Origin of the sequence: Streptomyces sp. W16 (genome assembly GCF_033194735.1) — a bacterium.
Lineage (GTDB): Bacteria > Actinomycetota > Actinomycetes > Streptomycetales > Streptomycetaceae > Streptomyces.
The window spans coordinates 20432-39417 of sequence record NZ_JAWOAI010000021.1; the positions used below are offsets into that span (position 1 = coordinate 20432).

Sequence of the window (18986 nt, forward strand, 5' to 3'; positions counted from 1 at the left end):
AAACCTCTCTCACGGAGACTGAGACCTATGACCACGCCTGACATTCGTGTCGAGAAGGGCCACGCCGAGCCCGAGGAAGTCGCCGCCATCACGGCCATCCTGCTGGCTCGCGCGGCGGCTGCCCCTGCCGATGCCCCGGCCCACTCAGCAGCCCACCGCAAGGCCGGCTGGCGCCGGTTGGAGCGCGAGGGCGGGTTCAGGGCGCCGCATAGTTGGCACTGAGCCACTGAGCCACTGAGCGTCTGCTCGCTCAATCGCCGGACGAACTCCGCGAGGAGGCCGTCCGGCGAATGCTGTCTCGGGTACCGCTCAGGCAGCCAGGGCGGCAGGCTTGGCCGTTCGCTCCAGCTCTTTGAAGATGACCTTCAAGCTTTCGAGCTCCTCACCCGTGAACAGATCATCCGGACCACCGGGGGAGAGATCGGCGAACGAGTCCTCGTAGAGATCTCCCAGGCCGAGGATTCCGCGCTTGGTCACGGTGTCGACGATCAAGGTCAGGAAGTCGAGCTGGCGGGCGCTGAGTTGCTTGCCTGTGACGAATCCTTCGAAGGCCTTTTGCGCGGCCTGTCGATCCAGCCCGCACAACCCGCGTACGAACAGCCCGAGCCCACCCGAGGACCGTACCTCGTCCAGATCCTCCGGGGAGGCGATGGCTTCCGAAAGGAAGACCTCCTCCAGGGCCGCGAGGTCGGATTCGGTGATCTGCTCGTTGGTACGCAGCTTGTGTATCACCGGCTGGTCCTCGTGGCGCAGGAGATAGGCGCGGGCCCGCTGCCTGAAGCGGTGCTCGTCCGTCCCTTGGGGCATTCCCTGGATCTCGGTCTCGGTGAAATCGCCGAACTCGTCGATGAAATCGGTGTAGACGACGTTCCGCTTGACCTTGGGATCGGTGAGACGCGCCAGCCGACGCAGGCGGCGCCGCATGTCTTCAAGGAGCGGGAGAGTGATGTCGTGCCACCACTCCTCGCCCGCCACCGCTTCCAGAAGCTCGGCCTGCTCGCCGACCGCTGGGATGTTGGTCTTGGTGAGCAGATTGGACCCGATGTCCTGGATCTTCGTCCGCAGTCTGGCGAACTCCTTGCCGCCTTCGAGCGCGGCGAGTTGGAGCCCGTACGCCATCAGGTCGAAGCGCTTGGCTTCCTCGCCGGTCTCATCGCCGTCGAGACGGAATTCGCTGGGCAGGCCGAGCAGATGGTCACGGATCGCGGCGTCCGCGTCGTCGTCCACCCGATGCCAGTTGCCGAACTCGCCGAACACCTCGATATCCCGGCGGTGCGGACGGACCAGGAAGTTGTCCAGGTTCATGCCCGTGACGGTCTGGTGCAGCCGGTGGGCGAGCGACCAACGGATCTCGGCTTCGGTGCCAATCCCATCAGGACCGGCGTCGCGGGACGGGTCGGGCTGCTGTCGCTTGTCCAGGACCCGCACGAGGTCGAGCTGACGCTGGAGGAGCTGCTCGGTGAGGGTGGCGGCCTTGCGCCCCTCCGACCGGTCCATCTGGCTGTTGAAGAAGTCGACGTTGCCGCAGAAGTCGAAGACGAAGAAGTCCTGCTTGTTGTGGTCGAGGTTCTCCGGGTCGGGCCCATAGAGAGCGGGGCGTAGCCGCGTGCCGCGGCCGAGCATCTGCCAGAACTTCGTCTTGGAGAAGACCGGCTTGGCGAAGACCAGGTTCACCACCTCGGGTACGTCGATGCCGGTGTCCAGCATGTCGACGGAGATGGCGATGTCGGGGGCGTTCGGCGGGTTCTTGGGGTTGGAGAAGTCGTCGATGAGGGACTGGGCGTATGTCTCCTTGTACGTGATGACGCGCGCCGTTCGGCCGCCCCCCTTCGGGTAGTTGACGTTGTACCGCAACTCGATGAAGCGGGCATGATCGTCGTTCTTCGCGAAGATGATGGTCTTCCCGAGCCGGTCACCGCCCTCGACGCGATGACCGAACACCATGAGCGTCTCCAGCATCTTGTCCACGGTGTCGTCATTGAACAGGTACTTGTTCATGTCATGGCGGCCCACCGCCTCCGGGACGTCACCGTCCTCAGTCCATTCCTTGGCATCCCACTCGGCCTTCTCCTCCTCCGAGAGGTCGGCGTATCGAATGCCGTGTTCCATGAATTTGAGCGGCACTTTCACCGCCCTCGGAAGCACCAAGTAGCCTTCTGCGGCAGCCTCTTGGAGGCCGTAGGAGTCGGTTGGAACCCCGTCCTCCATCGCGAAGAGCTTGTACGTGTTGTGGTCGATGTCGTCTTTGGGTGTGGCGGTCAGGCCGAGCAGCAGGGAGTCGAAATAGCGGAACAGCTCGCCGTACTTGGCGTACACGGACCGGTGAGCTTCGTCGATGACGATCAGGTCGAAGTACCCGGGGCCGAAGCGGCGACGCCCCGCCCCGTTGGTGACATCGATCTGTTTCATCATCGTCTGGTAGGTGGAAAGCAGGACTCGGGCCGAGGCGGCTCTGTCATCGAGAAGGCTCGCTGACGGGGTGTTCGGCAGGTTCTCCGTGAACGCCTTCTTCGCCTGGTTGACCAAGGCTTGCCTGTCGGCCAGGAACAGCACCCGCTGGGCCCACCCGGCTTTCATCAACTGATCGACCAGGGCCACGGTCGTTCGGGTCTTGCCGGTGCCGGTCGCCATGACGAGCAGCGCCTGACGGCCCTGGTCTCGCTCGAAGGTCTCTCCCACCCGCTGGATCGCGCGCAGCTGGTACGGACGGCCGGCGATCCGTTCGTTCACCGGTGTGGCCGCCAGGGAGAGGCGTCCCGCGCGTTGCCGGATGTGCCAGTGCAGCTCGTCCTTGGTGAAGAACCCCTGGACCTGGCGGGGTGGGTAGCCTCGGTCTCCACCCCACGCGGCGTCGTCCCAGAGGTACGTCTCATAGCCGTTGGTGTAGAAGATCACCGGGCGGCGGTTGAACTGGGCCTGGAGTGCGTCGGCGTACAGCTTCGCCTGCTGCTGACCGTCACGGGGGTCGCGCCGCGTCCGCTTGGCCTCGACGACAGCGAGGGGCTTGCCGTCGTCGCCCCAGAGCACGTAATCGACGTACCCCTTACCGGACTTGGTGGGCATGCCCATGACGGGGTACTCGGTGTCCTTGCCGGGGGAGAGTAGATCCCAGCCCGCTTCTTTCAGAAGCAGATCGATGAAGGCGTCGCGGGTCGCCTTCTCGTCGTAGTCATGAGTGTCCTGGACGGACTGGTTTGCCGCCTTGGCTGCCGTGACCTGCGCCTTGAGCTCGTCGAGCCGACGGGCAAGGTCCGCGTTCTGCGCGCGCTCCGCCGCGAGCTGCTCGGCCTGCTCCTTGAAGCGAGCCTCGTCCTCGGCCTCCTTCGCCTTGAGCTCGGCTTGCTTCAGTATTCGGGCTTGCGGCGAGAGTGGACGTGGTACGGCGCTTGTGTCGAACTCGATGCCGGCGGGCGGCAGTTGAGCGGGCTGGCGGGTGTAGGTCCGGGCGAACCAGTAGAGGGAGTGGAACAGTTCCTTGACGCTGGCCTCGGCGACGGGCCTTGGGACCGGAGCAGTCTTGTGTACGGCGTTGTTGCCGTGACGACGGACAAGGTCCATCTTGGCGTTGACCGTCGGCCCGACGAGCTGACGGAAGGTCGCCTCGTGAAGCATCGCCACGAGGTCCTTCTTGTACGGCTCATGCAGGCTGCTGTCCGTGTCGTACATCCAGCGGGCGGCGATCTCGATCGCACGGCGGGCGTAGAAACACGCGGTGCGGGGGTCGACGTGGATCAACCGCTCGGCGCGCGTCGCTTCGTCGTAGAGGGCGGGCCACTCGGCGCGCAGGAAGGCGAAGTTCCCGGCGGCGGCGTGGCCGGCGTTCTGCGCGGCAGCCTTGTCTCGGGCCTGCTTGTCGTGGTCGGCCTGGCCCTGATCCTGCCCCTGGCCCTGATCGTCGCTGTTCTGGTCGCTACCCATGACGGTGCGACGCCCCTTCCCCTGTGGTGCGGGCGTACGGGGTGGGTCGTCCGAGCCCCGTACGCCGCCGACGTATTGGTTCCGTCTCCTACGGCGCGACCGTCTGCGGGCCGGGCTCTCCTGCCCCGGCCGCGCGGGCGGCGTGTACTGGGTGAGACGTGCGGCGGCTTACGCCACGTCAGCCTCGCCGCCATGATCCCAGAGGGTCCCGGAGAAGGCACGCTGTTGTAGGGAAGCGAAAAGTTCGTCGAGGACGGCGAGATGGGTGCGGTGATGATCCTGCAGCGCGCTCACTGCCCTGACTCGCATAACGTAGGACCTCTGAATCTCCATAGGCGGAAGCCTTACCGGTAGTGTTTTGATTAGACCCATATTTAGCCCACCCATGACAGCCCCCTTCGTGTTCTTTGTGAGGTAATCTTGACTATCGACGTGCATCAAGAAGTAGGCGTGCAAGAATTCTGGGAGGCAATTTTTCTGGTCAAGAGTGATGCAGCACAGATGCTTTGTGTTAATTGATTTAGGAATGTCTTGCGGGACTACTGCACATCTACCGCACGTCCCCATGATGGTGATCAAGAGATCGCCGGGGTGTACGGTGTAGCGTGAAAGCTGAAGATACTTTTCTTCGGAAATGTAACGGCGCTTCCCCCACTGGAATTTGTTCTGGACTGCGTTATCGATACCCAAGACCGGGATTCCCGATTCTGTGAATTCCTCATGGAGCAACTGGCTGCCAAATGGGCCAGTCCGGATGGAGGATTCCCCCGGCGCTGCGAGATCGCCTACCGTTGTGTCGATCCAGCCTTCTCCTACTCCCTCGAACATGCTGAGGAAGACGGACTGGGTGAGGTTGTCGAGGAGGGTGATGGCCTCGCGACGCTTGGCGCGGAGGGTGTCCACCTGGTCAAGGACGGCGGCGATGCGCTTCTGCTCTGGGAGGGGGGGGAGGGGGAACGAGAGTTCCAAGCATCGCTTGATGTCGAGATTGGCGATGTTCGTAGTCTGTCTGCTGAAGCTACGCATTGCCGCTTGTGTGTCTCGTCGAGAAAACCAGTGATAGAGGTAGCGCCGGTCGACGACTTCTGAATCCCCTCGCAATGCGGTGACAAATCCGCCAAATGTGGACGGGGCGTCCAATTCTGGAATCCAGGAACATTTGCCAACAAGATTCCAGCTATTCGCGCTAGAAATTAGCAGGTCTCCCGCTTCGAGGATCTGCTCAGGCCGCTTGACGAATCTTTCATCCACGGCCCAGACGTCAGACAGATCAAGATTCGCTTGGACGTTTTTAGTGCGCATGCACTGGATGGCCCCAGGGGTTCCTGGAGCAACTACATCGCCTGGCTTAAACGTGATGCCCCGAATGAAGGAGGCAATATCCCCAAGCTGGACAGAGTCGATGCTCACGCCAGCATCCCCTTCAGCTCTTCCGCGCCCTTAGCGATCTCCTCGTTCAGGCGCTCCAAGTCCGTCAGGATTTCCAAAGGAGTCCTTGTCTGAATCTCCTCGTGGACGATCTCCTTGTACCTGTTCAGGGAAAGGTCGTAGCCCTGTGCCGCGATGTCGGCCTTCGGGACGGAGAAGCTCTGTTCGGTACGGGCGCGGTCGCGCTCCGTGCCGTCTCGCTCCTGCCAGCGCTCCAGGACGTCCGGGAGGTTGTTCTTCAGGAGTTCGTCCGCTGACAGCGGGTCGCCCTGCGGGCGGACGCCCAGGCGGTCCTCCGGCAGGAGGGGGTTGCGCTTGTCGTCCAGGCTCAGGCCGTCCGCCGCCACGTCGTAGAACCAGACGTGGTCCGTGCCGCCCGAGTCTGTCCGCGTGAAGAACAGAATCGCCGTGGAGACCCCGGCGTAAGGCTTGAAGACGCCGCTCGGGAGCTTGACCACTGCCTGGAGCTGCTGTTCCTCCACCAGCATCCGGCGTAGCTCCTTGTGTGCCTTCGTCGAGCCGAACAGCACGCCGTCCGGGACGATGACGGCCGCTCGGCCACCGGGCTTGAGGAGCCTCAAGAACAGGGCCAGGAAGAGGAGTTCGGTCTTCTTCGTCTTGACGATGCGCTGGAGGTCGACCGCCGTGGACTCGTAGTCGAGGCTGCCCGCGAAGGGCGGGTTCGCGAGGATCAGCGAGTAGCGCTCGGCCTCGCCCGCCGCGCTCTCGGCGAGTGAGTCGCGGTAGCGGATGTCCGGGTTCTCGATGCCGTGCAGCAGCATGTTCATCGAGCCGATGCGGAGCATCGTGGAGTCGAAGTCGAAGCCGTGGAACATCGACTCGTTGAAGTGCTTGCGCTGCTCCACACCGAGCAGTGCCTCGCGGTGCACCCGTGAGACGTACGACGCTGCCTGCACCAGGAACCCCGCCGTACCGCACGCCGGGTCGCAGATCTCGTCGCGCGGTCCCGGCTGGGTCATTTCGACCATGAGGTCGATGATGTGGCGCGGAGTGCGGAACTGACCGTTCTGGCCGGCGCTCGCGATCTTCGCGAGCAGGTACTCGTAGATGTCGCCCTTGGTGTCGCTGGAGTCCATCGAGATGTCGTCCAGCAGGTCGACGACCTTGGTGAGGAGGTTGGGACCCGGGATCGTGAAGCGGGCGTCCCGCATGTGATGGGAGTAGGTCGAGTCGTCGCCGCCCATGGCGCGCAGATAGGGGAAGACGCCCCTGTCCACGAGCTCGTACATGATCTCGGGGTCCTTGGCCTTGAAGTTCTGCCAACGCAGGTCCTGTTGGTCGTCCGAGAAGAAGGGCTCCGGATCAGGTGTCCCTGTTGATGTTGCTTTACGGTCCTTGCGGGTCTGGATCTCGTCCAGCCGCTTGATGAAGAGCAGGTACGTGATCTGCTCCATCACCTCCAGCGGGTTGGAGATGCCACCGGACCAGAACGCGTCCCAGACACGTCCCACCTTGCTCTTCACTTCGCCCGTAATCACATGGGCGATCCTACGGCTCAGTGGTAACCCGAGTGTCCACGTCGAAGGTCCCGAACTGCTTCGGTCCGATTCGGCACCACCCATACCGTCACCGTACGGCCCTGGCGCTCAAACAACGACGCTCCGGTCAACGCCAGTAACGTGGTGGGTTCTGGCGGGGGTTCATCGATTCGAAGCGTTGGCCCGGTACCGGGCTCAAGCCGCGAATGTGAACGAGTCGTTGGCCGTCGGCGGCGTCAAGTTCTCTCATGACGAAAGGCATGGCGGCGATGATCGCCCCTACGGCCAGCGCCAGCCCGCCGACACCGCTTTCCTTCTGCGAGTACCGGATGTGATGGATACCGGCCTTCTTGATCGAGTCCGTCTCGTCAGGATCTTCGAGCTGGCGTCCGTCCTTCGTCAACAGGACGTCGTATCCCTTGCGGGCTGCGTCCAAGAGGAGCTGAACATCTTTCTTGCCCGACCACTTCACTTCGGTCACGTGGTCGACCTGGTGCTGGGGCAGCACGTATCGAAGAGGGACCAGGAGCTGCACCGCTGTGTTCTCGTCGACGAGAAGGCGCATCAGGAGGCGCGGCTTCCGCTCGGGAGGTAGCTGTCGACGTAGCGTGCGAACTCGGCCGCGTCACGGGCAGCCTCCACCGTCACCGCCGGGTAGTAGTCCGGGATTCGTTCCAGCGGGACACCGTCTTCGAGGAGCTCCGCCACCGCTTCGTACGGCACGCGGGTACCTGTGATCACCGGATGGCCCCCCTGGTTGGCCGGATCTACGGCAACGTACGTCGCCGGGTGTAGCAGGTGTGGCACCACTACGCCAGGCCGGGGAGCGAAGGGCTCAAGGATGTCGGTCAGGGTTGCCACCACGCGCTGCCCCGGACGGTCCAGGAGGTCGGTCGGGTGTTCGTCGTCGTACAGGACGATGCTGGAGCCGTCCGTGACCAGTTGATAGGACGCCAGGTGGGCCGTCTCTCCCAGGCCCCGGAGCGTGCCGATTGCCGTGCGGATCTTCTGAAGGGAGAAGTCCTGCCGCAGTCGTACGCAGGTGCGCAGAGCCAGTACGTCACGGAAGGAGTACGCGGCGCGGGGGCGCGTGCCCAGTTCGGGCATCAGGAACTGCCCCTTGGCGCTGCGGTTGATCCGCCACGATCTGAGCTGGCTCACGGTGGCGCCGGAAAGCGCCGCAGCCATGTGCGTGGAGTACGCCATCGTGATTACCTCTTCCCCGTCACATGCGTGATCCTTGTGCGGACCTTACCGACCTACACCTCAGTGCAACCACACGGACCAGAAGGTGTGGGCGAGGTCAGGTGAGCGCTATTGCCGACAGGCGGTCGGATTTGACGGCCGTCAGCAGCGCGGAGAGTCCTTCTCGGTTCACGGCCAGTATTCGGTCAGGGTCGTCGCTCTCGCGCAGGTGGAGGGTGTCGTCAGGCATGGCGGCGACGTTCACGCAGTTCGCCGCCTCCCCACTGTAGGACGACTTTTGCCAGGTCGGCTCGCTCACTTCGCCATCCATCTCTCACGCCTCGCGCATGATGGCGAGGATCAATTCTCGGGACTGCGACGGCTTCAGCGCGCAGGCCTCCATGCGGTTGAGGACCGCGTGGTACTTGGCTACTTGGGCCTCGCTGTCGATGAAGACGGAGCCATGATCCGTGTCCAGCTGAATCGTGTCCAGCTTCGGGATCGAGCCACCGAACTGGACGATTCCATGACCGGCTCCGGGGAACGTGCCCGCCTCGAACGGGATGACCAGCACATCGATGTGGGACTCCTCGCCGCGGTCCAACAGGTACTGGAGCTGTGAGCGGACCACGTCCCGTCCTCCAAACCTCATTCGCAGAGCAGCCTCGTGGATGATCGCCGAGAGCGGGGTGGCTGCCTCTCCGTAGACAACTGCCTGCCGTTTGAGGCGGTGCGACACCCGGTGCTCGACCTCGAACGGTGCCATCGCGGGAACCACGTCACCAATGACAACCCGGGCGTGGTCCCGGGTCTGGAGGAGCCCGGGGACGTGGATCACTGATGCCACCCTCAAGGTCCTTGCGTGGTGTTCAAGCTCGGCAAGGTCCAGGGCATCGGAGGGCAGGATCTCCCGGTATTCCTCCCACCAGCCCCGCGTACGACCACCTGTCATCTCGACCAGGGACTCGATGAGTTGTTCGTCGGTACATGCGTACAGCCGGGCCAGAGCTCTTACGCGGTCCGCGCTCACTGCATAGATGCCGGCCTCGATGCTGCTGATGCGCGACTGGTTGGCGCCGAACAGTCCTCCAGCCCGGGTCGCTGACAGGTCGGAATGCTCGCGCATTCTGCGCAGCTCGGCACCCAGGCGCCGCTGTCTCACTGTCGGCGGAAGTTTGCTACGGGCCATCGCGTCCCTCCTGTCGCGCGGGGGTGCGTGCCGTCACCCACACGAGGGGTATAGGGATGTAAATCAATCAAGTGCTGGCATGTATCCCAGTAAAACTCTAGCCTGAAGTTCAGCCGGAGGGGCAACTCCCTTCGCAGACAGGAGACTCGCATGGTCACCGTAGCGTCGAACTCCTCCTCGCTCCCCGAGCCGCCACATTCCTTCTGCGACGAGATCCACGCGCTCGTCAACGCCACCGCTCCCCGCCTCTTCGCGGTAGTCGAGGAGTACGCCACCGAGGACGGTGACCGCGACGCCCGGGTCGCAGCCTGGGGTCTCGCCCACGAGGACGGGAGCGCCCAAGTCGCCGCCTGGGACGGCGGGTTCCGTATGTCGCTGCGGAACCCCGAACGGGCCGCGCAGCTCATCTCCATGCGCCCGGGCAGCGTAGGCAGCCTCGTGTGGCCGCAGACCGAGTCGGACATGGGCGGCCTTCTTGCGTGAAGTGCGGGGCAGGGGCGATCCGAGCGCACAGTTCGAGCCACGAAGGGTGACTGATACCAACCCACGGTGACGTCCAGCTTGACCAGGCCACCGCAGCATTGGCACGATGCGGGGCAGCACACAAAATATCGCGCATATGACTGCGCAGACCCTGTGGCCGCCCCTTCGGGGGCGGCCACAGATGTGTTTCGGGGAGGTTCGGTTCGGTGCATCTCTGCTACATCGACGAGGCGGGGAACGGGCAGACGCTCGATCCTGCCCGGCCCGACGCGCCCCCCGTGCTTGTCGTCGGAGGCTTCACCGTTCCTCGCTCCCAACTGAAGGCCTTCACCTGGGACTTCCTTGAGGTGAAGAAGCACTACCGGCCACAGTTACACAAGGCCGAGCAGCTGTCCGAGGTGATCCAGCACGAGATCAAGGGCTCGGACGTACGGAAGAATCTCCGGGCCGGGAACCATCAATGGCGGCGCGCGGCAATGGAGTTGTTGGCCTCCGTGCTCGACATGCTGGAACGGCATGACGCCAAGCTGCTCGCCCGTGTGTGGGTGAAGGAGGAAGGGTTGGCCTTCGACGAGTCCGGGGTCTATCCAGCCTCTGTCGGATCACTCACCGAGACCTTCCAGGCGCAGCTTGCTCATGAACACTCGCGCGGCATGATGGTGCTCGACAGCCGCACGAAGGTGAAGAACGCTCCCAACGTGCACTGCGTGACGACACGCAAGTACCGCACGGGTGGTGACAGCCTGCGGGGTGTCATCGAATCGCCCGTCTTCGGGCACAGCGATACCCACACGCTCCTCCAAGTCGCGGATCTGGTCGTCTCGTCGCTCCTCTTCCCGATCGCCTGCCACACATACATGAATGACGTGACGTGGAATGTGCACTGCGATGACGCCTACCAACCGCTGCGGGAGCAGTTCGGGGCCCGCCTGAAGAAGCTCCAGTTCCGGTACCAGGACGCGGGCCGTAAATGGCGAGGTGGGATCGTGGTGTCCGACCGGCGGACGCGACAGTCGTCCAGCCTCATGTTCGGACCGAACAAAGCGGCAGCTTTGCCGCTCATTCCTGCGCAGGCGGGCACTGCGGGGGATGGTGTGCCACTTCTGCCGTGACAGGGACACGGACGCAGAAGGGGGCGGCAGCCGGTGAATGGCTGCCGCCCCCTTCTGATGCACGGGCAGGCCCGGCTACCGCAGGCGCGCCATCAGCGCGTGCTCGACCAGCGTGATCAGAGCCGACTTGGCGTCCGCGCGGTGGCGGGCGTCCGTCGTGATGATCGGGGTGTCCGGGCCGATCTGCAGGGCCTCGCGGACCTCGTCCGGGTTGTACGGCTGCTGGCCGTCGAAGCCGTTGAGGGCGATGACGAAGGGGAGACCCGAGTTCTCGAAGTAGTCGACCGCGGGGAAGCAGTCGGCGAGGCGGCGGGTGTCCACGAGCACGATCGCGCCGATCGCGCCGCGCACCAGGTCGTCCCACATGAACCAGAAGCGGTCCTGACCGGGCGTGCCGAACAGGTACAGGATCAGGTCCTGGTCCAGGGTGATGCGTCCGAAGTCCATGGCGACCGTGGTGGTCGTCTTGTCTCCGGTGTGGGTGAGGTCGTCGATGCCCGCGGACGCGGACGTCATCACAGCCTCGGTACGCAGCGGGTTGATCTCCGAGACGGCCCCGACGAACGTGGTCTTGCCCACGCCGAAGCCACCCGCCACCACGATCTTCGCCGAGGTGGTTGAGCGGGAAGGCCCTCCGCTAGAGCTTGCGAAGTCCACTGAGCACCCTTTCGAGCAGTGTCACATCTGGCTGGCCGCCGGCGTTCTCGTCGCCGCCGGGCTGATGAATGGCGACCAGGCCCGCCTCCGCCAAGTCGGCGACGAGGATCCTGGCCACACCGAGAGGGATCGTCAGGAGGGCCGAGATCTCGGCCACCGACTTGATCTCCCGGCAGAGGTTGCAGATCCGCTGATGCTCGGGCAACTGGCCCTGCATCTGGTGCGGCTGCGCGGTGGTGTGCACCAGCGCCTCGATGGCGAGCTGGTAGCGGGGGCGGGTCCGGCCACCGGTCATGGCGTACGGACGCACCAGGGGATTGCTCGACGACCCTGCGGGCGCCGCCTCGGGCGAGCGCCGATGCGGCTGCACGGGCTGGATGCGCGGCGCCGGCGGCTGGTCGTACGGCGACGGGCCGGGGCCCTGCGGGTACTGCGGCTGACGCGGGGACGGCGAGGAGGGGAAGTTGTACCGGTTCTGGGAACCGTCGCCCTGCCCCTGCCCGGGGCCGTACGACCAGTTGCCCGAAGACGAACCGCCTGGGGGTGTTGCCACTTTCTCCTCCTCCGACTGTGCCGGGCACCCATCAATGTGGAGCCGCGTCCCGAAACCTTATGGCCTCGGGACGCCAAAACGCACCGTCCGTCTGTTAGTTGAGAAGGCTCCCCTGGAGCTCTGCTCGAAGGTCCGGGGTCAGGACCGTGCCCGCACGGTCCACCAGAAGTGCCATCTCGTACCCAATGAGGCCGATGTCCGCCTCCGGGTGTGCGAGTACCGCGAGCGACGAACCGTCGGACACGGACATGATGAAGAGGAATCCCCGCTCCATCTCCACAACCGTCTGGTTCACGCTGCCGCCCTCGAAGATGCGCGAGGCACCGGCGGTCAGTGAGGTCAGACCCGACGCGACCGCCGCCAGCTGGTCGGCACGGTCACGCGGGAAGCCTTCGGACATCGCCAGAAGGAGTCCGTCGGCGGAGACCACCACCGTGTGGGACACACCGGGGGTGTTGTCCACGAAGTTGGTGATCAACCAGTTCAGGTTCTGCGCCGCCTGGCTCATCGGGCTCACACTAACGCTCCTGGTTGTAGGTGCTGTCGGAGCCGAAGCCCCGACCGTTCGTTTCGCTTCCTTCGTTGCGTCCCCGCTGGACCCCGCGGCGCAGGTTGCTGAGCCTGCCCCGGATGTCCTCGGGAGCGCGGGAGACCTGGGGGCCGCCCTGAGGGGTGCTCTCGGCGGTGCCCTCGACCAGGTTGGCCTTGGGCACCCGCCTCGGCAGACCGGAGGAGGTGACCCCGCCGGCCTTCGGCTTCTTCAGCGCCGAGGCCTGCTGCCACCGCTCGTCGTTCGCCGAGCGCCAGTCCACGGTCCCGGTGCTGCCGTTGGCGCTGCCGTTTCCGTTCGCGGTGCCGTTCGCCGTACCGAAGATGTTGGTCTTGCTCTCCGGGGCGGAGGCCACAGACTCCTGGTGCGCGGGCTGCGAACCATTGGTGCCCTTCGCCGCGGCCGAACCGCGGCGCGGCAGCCCGGCGTCGGTCAGCGCGTGGACAGCCGAGGGGGCCGGTCCCGGACGGTCGAAGCCTACGTGATCCCGCTCACTCACGTCAGCGGCCTGCGAAGGTTCCGGTTCCGGAGCGTACTGGTCCGGATAACCGTTGCGGTAACCGTCCTGCTGCGGCCAGTCGTCCTGGTAGGACGGCTCTTCGAAGCCCGGATACGTCTCCGGGGCCACGGAGTGCGCCGACGCGTGCTCCTCCCGCACCGGCTCCGCATACCCGGGCTCCGGGTAACCGCCGTTGGAGGCGAAGGAGTCGGCGAAGGTGTCGTTCTGCGTGCCGTTGCCGTTCGGCGCGAAGTACTGCTCGTCGTACGCGGGCTGGACCGGCTCGTCGTACGACGTCTGCTGCTGGTCCTCGTACGTCGGCTGCCCGTTGTACGCCGTCGGCTGCTCCTGGTACCCCTGCTGCCCGTTCTCGGCGTACGGCTGCTGCTGCGGTTCCTCGAACTCGGCGAACTCCGGGTAGGCGCCCGGCTCAAGCTCCTGGCCCGGCTTCTGGGACTCCAGGGCCGCCCGGCGCTCCTCGCGCATCAGCGAGCGGCCGACCGGGTCGAGCTCACGGATGTCGTCCGGCACCTCGGGATAGCGGGTGTCGTCGAAGCCGAGCTCGGCGGCCGTGCGTATCGGGGTGTGGTTGAAGTCCTCGCCCTGGTACTGCGGCTGCTCCGGCATGATCTGCGAGACGGTGAACTCGTCGCGCTGCAGCTGCTGTTCGCCACCGCCACCGTGGGTGATCGCGTCGGGCAGCATGACCAGCGAGGTCGTACCGGCCTGCTCGCCCGAGGGGCGGAGCTGGACGCGGATGCCGTGCCGGTCGGACAGCCGGCCGACCACGAACAGGCCCATGCGCTGGGAGATCGCGACGTCCACGGTCGGCGGGTTGGCCAGCTTGTGGTTGATGTCCGCGAAGTCCTCGGCGGTGAGGCCGATGCCCTTGTCGTGGATCTCGATCATGACGCGGCCGTCGGGGAGACGGGTCGCGGTCACGCGGACCTTGGTCTGGGGGGAGGAGAACGTCGTCGCGTTCTCCAGCAGCTCGGCCAGCAGGTGCACGAGGTCGGTCACGGCGCGGCCGTGGATCTCGGCCTCCGGGACACCCGACAGCTCGATGCGCTCGTACTGCTCCACCTCGGAGGAGGCGGCGCGCAACACGTCGACCAGCGGGACCGGCTGGTCCCAGCGGCGGCCGGGCTCCTCGCCGGCGAGCACGAGGAGGTTCTCGCCGTTGCGGCGCATACGGGTCGCGAGGTGGTCCAGGCGGAAGAGGTTCTCCAGCTGGTCCGGGTCGGCCTCGTTGTTCTCCAGGTCGGTGATCAGGGTCAGTTGGCCCTCGATCAGCGACTGGTTGCGGCGCGAGAGGTTGGTGAAGATCGCGTTGATGTTGCCCCGCAGGAGGGCCTGCTCGGCGGCGAGTCGTACGGCCTCGCGGTGGACCTGGTCGAAGGCTCTGGCGACTTCGCCGATCTCGTCCGTCGTGGTGATGGGGATCGGCTGGACGCGGGTGTCGACGCGGCCGGGGTCGGTGCGGGAGAGCTGGTCGACCAGCATCGGCAGGCGCTGCTCGGCGATACCGAAGGCGGCGTTGCGCAGCTGGCGCATCGCGCGGCTCATCTGGCGGGCGACCGCGCCGGCCAGGATGAAGGCGAGGAGCAGGGCGACGACGACGGCGGCACCGGTGATGATGGCGTCGCGCTTGGCGTTGTCGGAGATGACGGAGGCCTCGCTCACCGCGGTGTCGGCCTTGTCCGTCTCAAGCTTGTTGTACGCGTTGTACTTGAGGGTGGTGACCGCCCACCAGTTCTCCGCGGTGATGCCCTGCTCGGCGAGGGCGCCGCGCGCCGAGGCGTCGGTGGTCTGCAGCTGCGACATGGCCGTGACCATGGCGACCGGGTTGGACGGCGGAGCCACGTACTTCGGGTTCTGGGCCTTGGCCTGCTGGACCATGGCCGCGCCGTCGGTCTTGATCTTCGCCTCGGCCGTGTTCAGCTTCGCGAGGTCCTCGTCGGTGCCGCCCGCCTGGTACTCCTGGATGGCGATGCCCTCCAGGTAGGCGTACGAGGTGAGGGCGGTGCGCTGAGTGGCGAAGCTGGCCTGGTCGGGGCCGGGCTTGACCAGCAGGTGCGTGCCGATGGAGCGCTCCAGGGAGAGCGCGCCCTTGGCGAGTGCGATGGCGTAGACGGAGCGGCCGTAGCTGGTGATGTTGCCGGTGCCGAGGCCGAGCTCGTTGGAGAACTCCAGGAGCGGGTGCTCCAGGTTGACGTAGCTCTCCTCGGTCTGCACGCCCTTCAGCTTGGAGGTGTAGGCGGCGGCCCGGATCGACTGCAGCGTCGGCTCGACCTTGCGGAAGCGGGCCAGACGGCGCTCCAGCCCCGGCCGGTCCGGCATCTTCTGCGCTGCTGCGTCGAAGGCGTCGGCGGCCTGGTCGGTGGCCTTGCGGACCGCGACGACAGTCGGGTCCTTCTCGCCGTTGCCCTTCAGCAGCGGAGCGGCGCTCGTGTCGCGCTCGACGGTGATCGCGTTGCTGTAGGCCAGGGCCGTCTGTATCAGGCGGGCCGTGTTCGCCGCGTCCCGCGCGTCCTGCCAGGTGTCGATCGAGCTCTTGACCTGGAAGCCGCCCATGATCAGGCCGACGCCCACGGGTATGAGCAGGATCGCGTTCAGCCGGGTCGGCACCCGCCAGTTGCGGGGCGAGAAACGGCCTCCGCTGGGAGGGGGTGGTGCCGAGGGCTCCGAGCCTGGCACAGGGGCGGGCGCCGCTCCGCGCGGCGGCGGGGTGAAGTTGCCCCGGGCCGACGGCTCGGGACCGTTCTTGCTTCGCCTCACTCGACCAACAACCTTCCGGCGGTCGGCACCTATCCTCGTGCCGCAGTGTCTCAGGCCCGTCAACGAGCTCTGACTATCAGTACGTCGTTGACTATTGGGCAGTTCAGGCATTCCAGCACGTCAGCCTGCGCGATTCCAAACAGTCGGAACGGCGGATTCCGAGTGATGTAAGCCCCAGATAAAACGGTCATAAAGAGCGAGCCCCGCCAAAAGGCGGGGCTTTGTTAGCGCAGTGGCACCGGGTGACCGCGACGCGTTGCGATACCACCCGATTCCTCTGCCGAAACGTTATGAACACCGGGGCCGACCGTGTCAAAGGCCACAGCCGGCTCCGGGGTGTCTACGACAACTGCCGTATGGCGCTGCCGACTTGAGAACTGCATGCAGAGGCCCGCCGAACAGCTAGCGCAGCCGGGCCATGAGCGCGTGCTCGACCAGCGTGATCAGCGCACTCTTCGCGTCCGAGCGATGCCGGGCGTCCGTCGTGATGATCGGCGCGTCCGGCCCGATCTGCAGGGCCTCGCGCACCTCCTCCGGGTTGTACGGCTGGTGGCCGTCGAAACCGTTGAGGGCGATGACGAAGGGCAGCCCGCTGTTCTCGAAGTAGTCGACCGCCGGGAAGCAGTCGGCGAGACGGCGGGTGTCCACCAGGACGACGGCGCCGATCGCGCCGCGCACCAGGTCGTCCCACATGAACCAGAAGCGGTCCTGACCCGGCGTACCGAAGAGGTACAGGATCAGGTCCTGGTCCAGGGTGATACGGCCGAAGTCCATGGCCACCGTGGTGGTGGTCTTGTCCCCGGTGTGGGTGAGGTCGTCGATGCCCGCGGACGCGGACGTCATGACGGCCTCCGTGCGCAGCGGGTTGATCTCCGAGACGGCACCCACGAACGTGGTCTTGCCGACGCCGAAGCCACCCGCCACCACGATCTTCGCGGAGGTGGTCGCCCGCCCTCCGTCAGAGCTTGCGAAGTCCACTGAGCACCCTTTCGAGCAGCGTCACGTCCGGAGCGCCGCCGTTGTTCTCGTCGCCGCCCGGCTGGTGGATGGCCACCAGTCCGGCCTCGGCGAGGTCCGCGACGAGGATCCGCGCCACACCGAGGGGCATGGCGAGGAGTGCCGACACCTCCGCGACCGACTTGACCTCACGGCACAGGTGGCAGATGCGCTGGTGCTCAGGGAGCAGTCCCATCAGCGCTGCCGGGTCGGCCGTGGTGCTGATCAGCGCCTCGATGGCGAGCTGATAGCGCGGCCGGGTCCGGCCGCCGGTCATCGCGTAAGGACGTACCAGCGGCTGGTCGCCCTCGTCCCCGTACGGCTCGGCGTACGGATCATGAGAGGCGGTGGGCGGGGTCATGAATCCTCCGGGCGGGACAGCAAGTCGGTCGGGCTAGCCGTCTGACAGGGCCGGTGGGGGGATTGTGGCGGCCGGACGGTGATTTGGTGAGACGGGTGGTGCCGGGGCCGGTCAGTGAAGCAGACTGCCCTGGAGTTCGGCGCGCAGGTCCGGCGTGAGGACCGCCCCTGCACGGTCGACGAGCAGTGCCATCTCGTACCCGACGAGGCCGATGTCGCACTCGGGGTGCGCGAGCACCGCCAGGGACGAGCCGTCCGAGACGGACATGAGGAAGAGGAACCCTCGCTCCATCTCCACGACGGTCTGTGCCACGTCGCCGCCCTCGAAGATCCGGGAAGCCCCGGCCGTCAGCGAGGTCAGCCCGGATGCCACGGCCGCGAGTTGGTCGGCGCGGTCGCGCGGGAAGCCTTCCGACATGGCCAGAAGGAGTCCGTCGGCAGACACGACGACGGTATGGGACACACCGGGGGTGTTGTCCACGAAGTTGGTTATCAACCAGTTGAGGTTCTGTGCCGCCTGGCTCATCTGGCTCAACTAACGCTCCTGCTGGTGAGTGGGGCTGGGGAAGCTGCCGGTCTGGCCGGTACCCGTACCGGCCTGTCGACCCTGTGCGATGCCCCGACGGAGATTGGTCAGCCGGCCGCGTACGTCATCAGGCGCACGCGAGACCTGCGGACCGGTTTGGTGCTGTTGCTGCTGAGCCGTGCCCGGGACGAGGTTCGCCCTGGGCACCCGGCGCGGCAGGCCGGAGGTGGTGACGCCGCCCGCGGCCGGTTGCCGTACGCGCTCTGCCTGCCGAACGAGATCGTCGTTCGGCGAGCTGCGCCAGGTACCGCCCGTAGGACGCTGAGGGGGTGTCGCCGGAGCCTGCGGTGCCTGCGGCTGCGGGGCGGGTGCGGAGCCGTTGCTCTGGCTCTGCGCTTCCGCCTGCTGGCCGTGGAACCAGTTGGTCTCCAGCGTGTCGTACAGCGGCGTCCTGCCGTCACCGGGACCCGTGGCAGGCGGCAACGCCTCGGGCTCCTGGCGGGTGGGACGCTGCGGGGCGGGCGGACGCGCGGTGCCGAAGTCGGCGCCGTTGCGGTTCCCGTTGACCTGCGGACGGTCGAACTGCCCGGTGTTCCCGGGGTTCTGACGGCCCGGCAGATTGTGCTGACCGGTGGACCCGTTGTCAAAACCGGGTGTGGCGAACTGGCCGGTGGAGCTGCCGTCGTAGGCCTGCGGGACGGCGAACTGTCCCGTGTTGGCCGGGTTGGACGGGTTGTTGGCCGGGCTGTTCGGGGCTCCGAAGACATCCGAGCGGACGAACTGGCCGCCGTTCTGCTGGGAGTTGGAGGCGGGGCGCGGGGTGTCGAAGTCCTGCCGCGGGAACTGGCCGTTGGCCGGTGCCCCGTTGGCGCCCGGACGCGGCAACTGGCCCGTGTTCTGGGACCCGTTGGCGTTCGGCCGGGGGAAGGAACCCGTGTCCTGCGGTCCGCCCGCACCGGGGCGCGGGAACGAGCCGGTGTCCTGCGGTCCGGCGGTACCCGGACGCGGGAACGAGCCCGTGTTCTGCGGTCCACTGGTGCCCGGGCGCGGGAACTGCCTGCTGTCCTGCGCGTCGAGGCGGGGGATCGCCGGCATCTCCGTCGTGCCGGGGCCCTGACGGTCGTCGATGCGCGGCATCCGGGAGGTCTGCTCGGTGTCCCGCTCGTCGTGACCGCGCGGGGCGTCGAGGTTGCCGCGGCCCAGCGGGGGCTGCGCGTTCTCGTCGCTCCAGCTGGGGCGCTGGTTGTTGCCGA

The 18986-nt window shown here is 66.1% G+C and carries 17 protein-coding genes and 1 pseudogene; 3 read left to right on the plus strand and 15 right to left on the minus strand.

From position 1 onward, the window contains the following. Positions 1-27: 27 nt before the first annotated feature. Positions 28-222, plus strand: a complete 195-nt coding sequence (locus tag R6V09_RS04825) for an acyl-CoA carboxylase subunit epsilon (protein ID WP_317880078.1) — start codon at positions 28-30, stop codon at positions 220-222. Positions 223-309: 87 nt separating this feature from the next. Here the strand turns inward: R6V09_RS04825 and R6V09_RS04830 are convergent, their stop codons facing one another. The 7 genes from R6V09_RS04830 to R6V09_RS04860 form a co-directional block, all read right to left on the minus strand. Continuing rightward, positions 310-3918, minus strand: coding sequence for a DEAD/DEAH box helicase family protein (locus R6V09_RS04830; protein ID WP_317880079.1), 3609 nt, complete (start codon positions 3916-3918; stop codon positions 310-312). A 168-nt stretch (positions 3919-4086) separates the two neighbouring features. Next, positions 4087-5328 carry a restriction endonuclease subunit S gene (locus R6V09_RS04835; RefSeq protein ID WP_317880080.1) on the minus strand — a complete coding sequence of 414 codons (1242 nt, stop codon included), beginning with the start codon at positions 5326-5328 and terminating at the stop codon, positions 4087-4089. Next, complete coding sequence (locus tag R6V09_RS04840; RefSeq protein WP_317880081.1) at positions 5325-6845, minus strand: type I restriction-modification system subunit M; 1521 nt, start codon at positions 6843-6845, stop codon at positions 5325-5327. Before R6V09_RS04840 ends, R6V09_RS04835 begins: the two co-directional genes overlap by 4 nt. A gap of 127 nt (positions 6846-6972) precedes the next feature. Then, positions 6973-7410 (minus strand): hypothetical protein, encoded by a 438-nt coding sequence (locus R6V09_RS04845; RefSeq protein WP_317880082.1) that lies wholly within the window; start codon positions 7408-7410, stop codon positions 6973-6975. Beyond that, positions 7410-8033, minus strand: a complete 624-nt coding sequence (locus R6V09_RS04850) for a DUF433 domain-containing protein (RefSeq protein WP_317880083.1) — start codon at positions 8031-8033, stop codon at positions 7410-7412. Before R6V09_RS04850 ends, R6V09_RS04845 begins: the two co-directional genes overlap by 1 nt. Before the next feature lie 115 nt (positions 8034-8148). After that, positions 8149-8361, minus strand: a complete 213-nt coding sequence (locus R6V09_RS04855; RefSeq protein ID WP_317880084.1) for a DUF397 domain-containing protein — start codon at positions 8359-8361, stop codon at positions 8149-8151. A 3-nt stretch (positions 8362-8364) separates the two neighbouring features. Then, on the minus strand, positions 8365-9219 hold the full coding sequence (locus R6V09_RS04860; RefSeq protein ID WP_317880085.1) for a helix-turn-helix domain-containing protein: 855 nt from the start codon (positions 9217-9219) through the stop codon (positions 8365-8367). A 150-nt stretch (positions 9220-9369) separates the two neighbouring features. Between R6V09_RS04860 and R6V09_RS04865 the strand changes: the two genes are divergently transcribed. Further along, positions 9370-9702: a hypothetical protein gene (locus tag R6V09_RS04865; RefSeq protein ID WP_317880086.1), complete on the plus strand. Its 333-nt coding sequence runs from the start codon at positions 9370-9372 to the stop codon at positions 9700-9702. Between the two features lie 206 nt (positions 9703-9908). Next, complete coding sequence (locus tag R6V09_RS04870; RefSeq protein ID WP_317880087.1) at positions 9909-10814, plus strand: DUF3800 domain-containing protein; 906 nt, start codon at positions 9909-9911, stop codon at positions 10812-10814. Positions 10815-10889: 75 nt separating this feature from the next. Here R6V09_RS04870 and R6V09_RS04875 read toward each other — a convergent pair whose 3' ends face one another. The 8 genes and pseudogenes from R6V09_RS04875 to R6V09_RS04910 form a co-directional block, all read right to left on the minus strand. Further along, positions 10890-11471 (minus strand): GTP-binding protein, encoded by a 582-nt coding sequence (locus R6V09_RS04875; protein WP_009314218.1) that lies wholly within the window; start codon positions 11469-11471, stop codon positions 10890-10892. After that, positions 11452-12024: a DUF742 domain-containing protein gene (locus R6V09_RS04880; RefSeq protein ID WP_317880088.1), complete on the minus strand. Its 573-nt coding sequence runs from the start codon at positions 12022-12024 to the stop codon at positions 11452-11454. The genes R6V09_RS04875 and R6V09_RS04880 overlap by 20 nt, the downstream gene beginning before the upstream one ends. Before the next feature lie 94 nt (positions 12025-12118). After that, entirely contained in the window at positions 12119-12532 is a 414-nt protein-coding gene (locus tag R6V09_RS04885; RefSeq protein WP_005479603.1) for a roadblock/LC7 domain-containing protein, read from the minus strand. Between the two features lie 10 nt (positions 12533-12542). Further along, complete coding sequence (locus tag R6V09_RS04890) at positions 12543-15851, minus strand: nitrate- and nitrite sensing domain-containing protein (protein WP_317880089.1); 3309 nt, start codon at positions 15849-15851, stop codon at positions 12543-12545. A 402-nt stretch (positions 15852-16253) separates the two neighbouring features. Further along, positions 16254-16829, minus strand: a complete 576-nt coding sequence (locus R6V09_RS04895) for a GTP-binding protein (RefSeq protein ID WP_006375318.1) — start codon at positions 16827-16829, stop codon at positions 16254-16256. Continuing rightward, positions 16810-17208, minus strand: coding sequence for a DUF742 domain-containing protein (locus tag R6V09_RS04900; protein WP_019058642.1), 399 nt, complete (start codon positions 17206-17208; stop codon positions 16810-16812). The genes R6V09_RS04895 and R6V09_RS04900 overlap by 20 nt, the downstream gene beginning before the upstream one ends. A gap of 111 nt (positions 17209-17319) precedes the next feature. After that, positions 17320-17733 (minus strand): roadblock/LC7 domain-containing protein, encoded by a 414-nt coding sequence (locus R6V09_RS04905; RefSeq protein WP_005479910.1) that lies wholly within the window; start codon positions 17731-17733, stop codon positions 17320-17322. A 9-nt stretch (positions 17734-17742) separates the two neighbouring features. After that, positions 17743-18986: pseudogene (locus R6V09_RS04910) on the minus strand (nitrate- and nitrite sensing domain-containing protein); the annotation flags it as partial.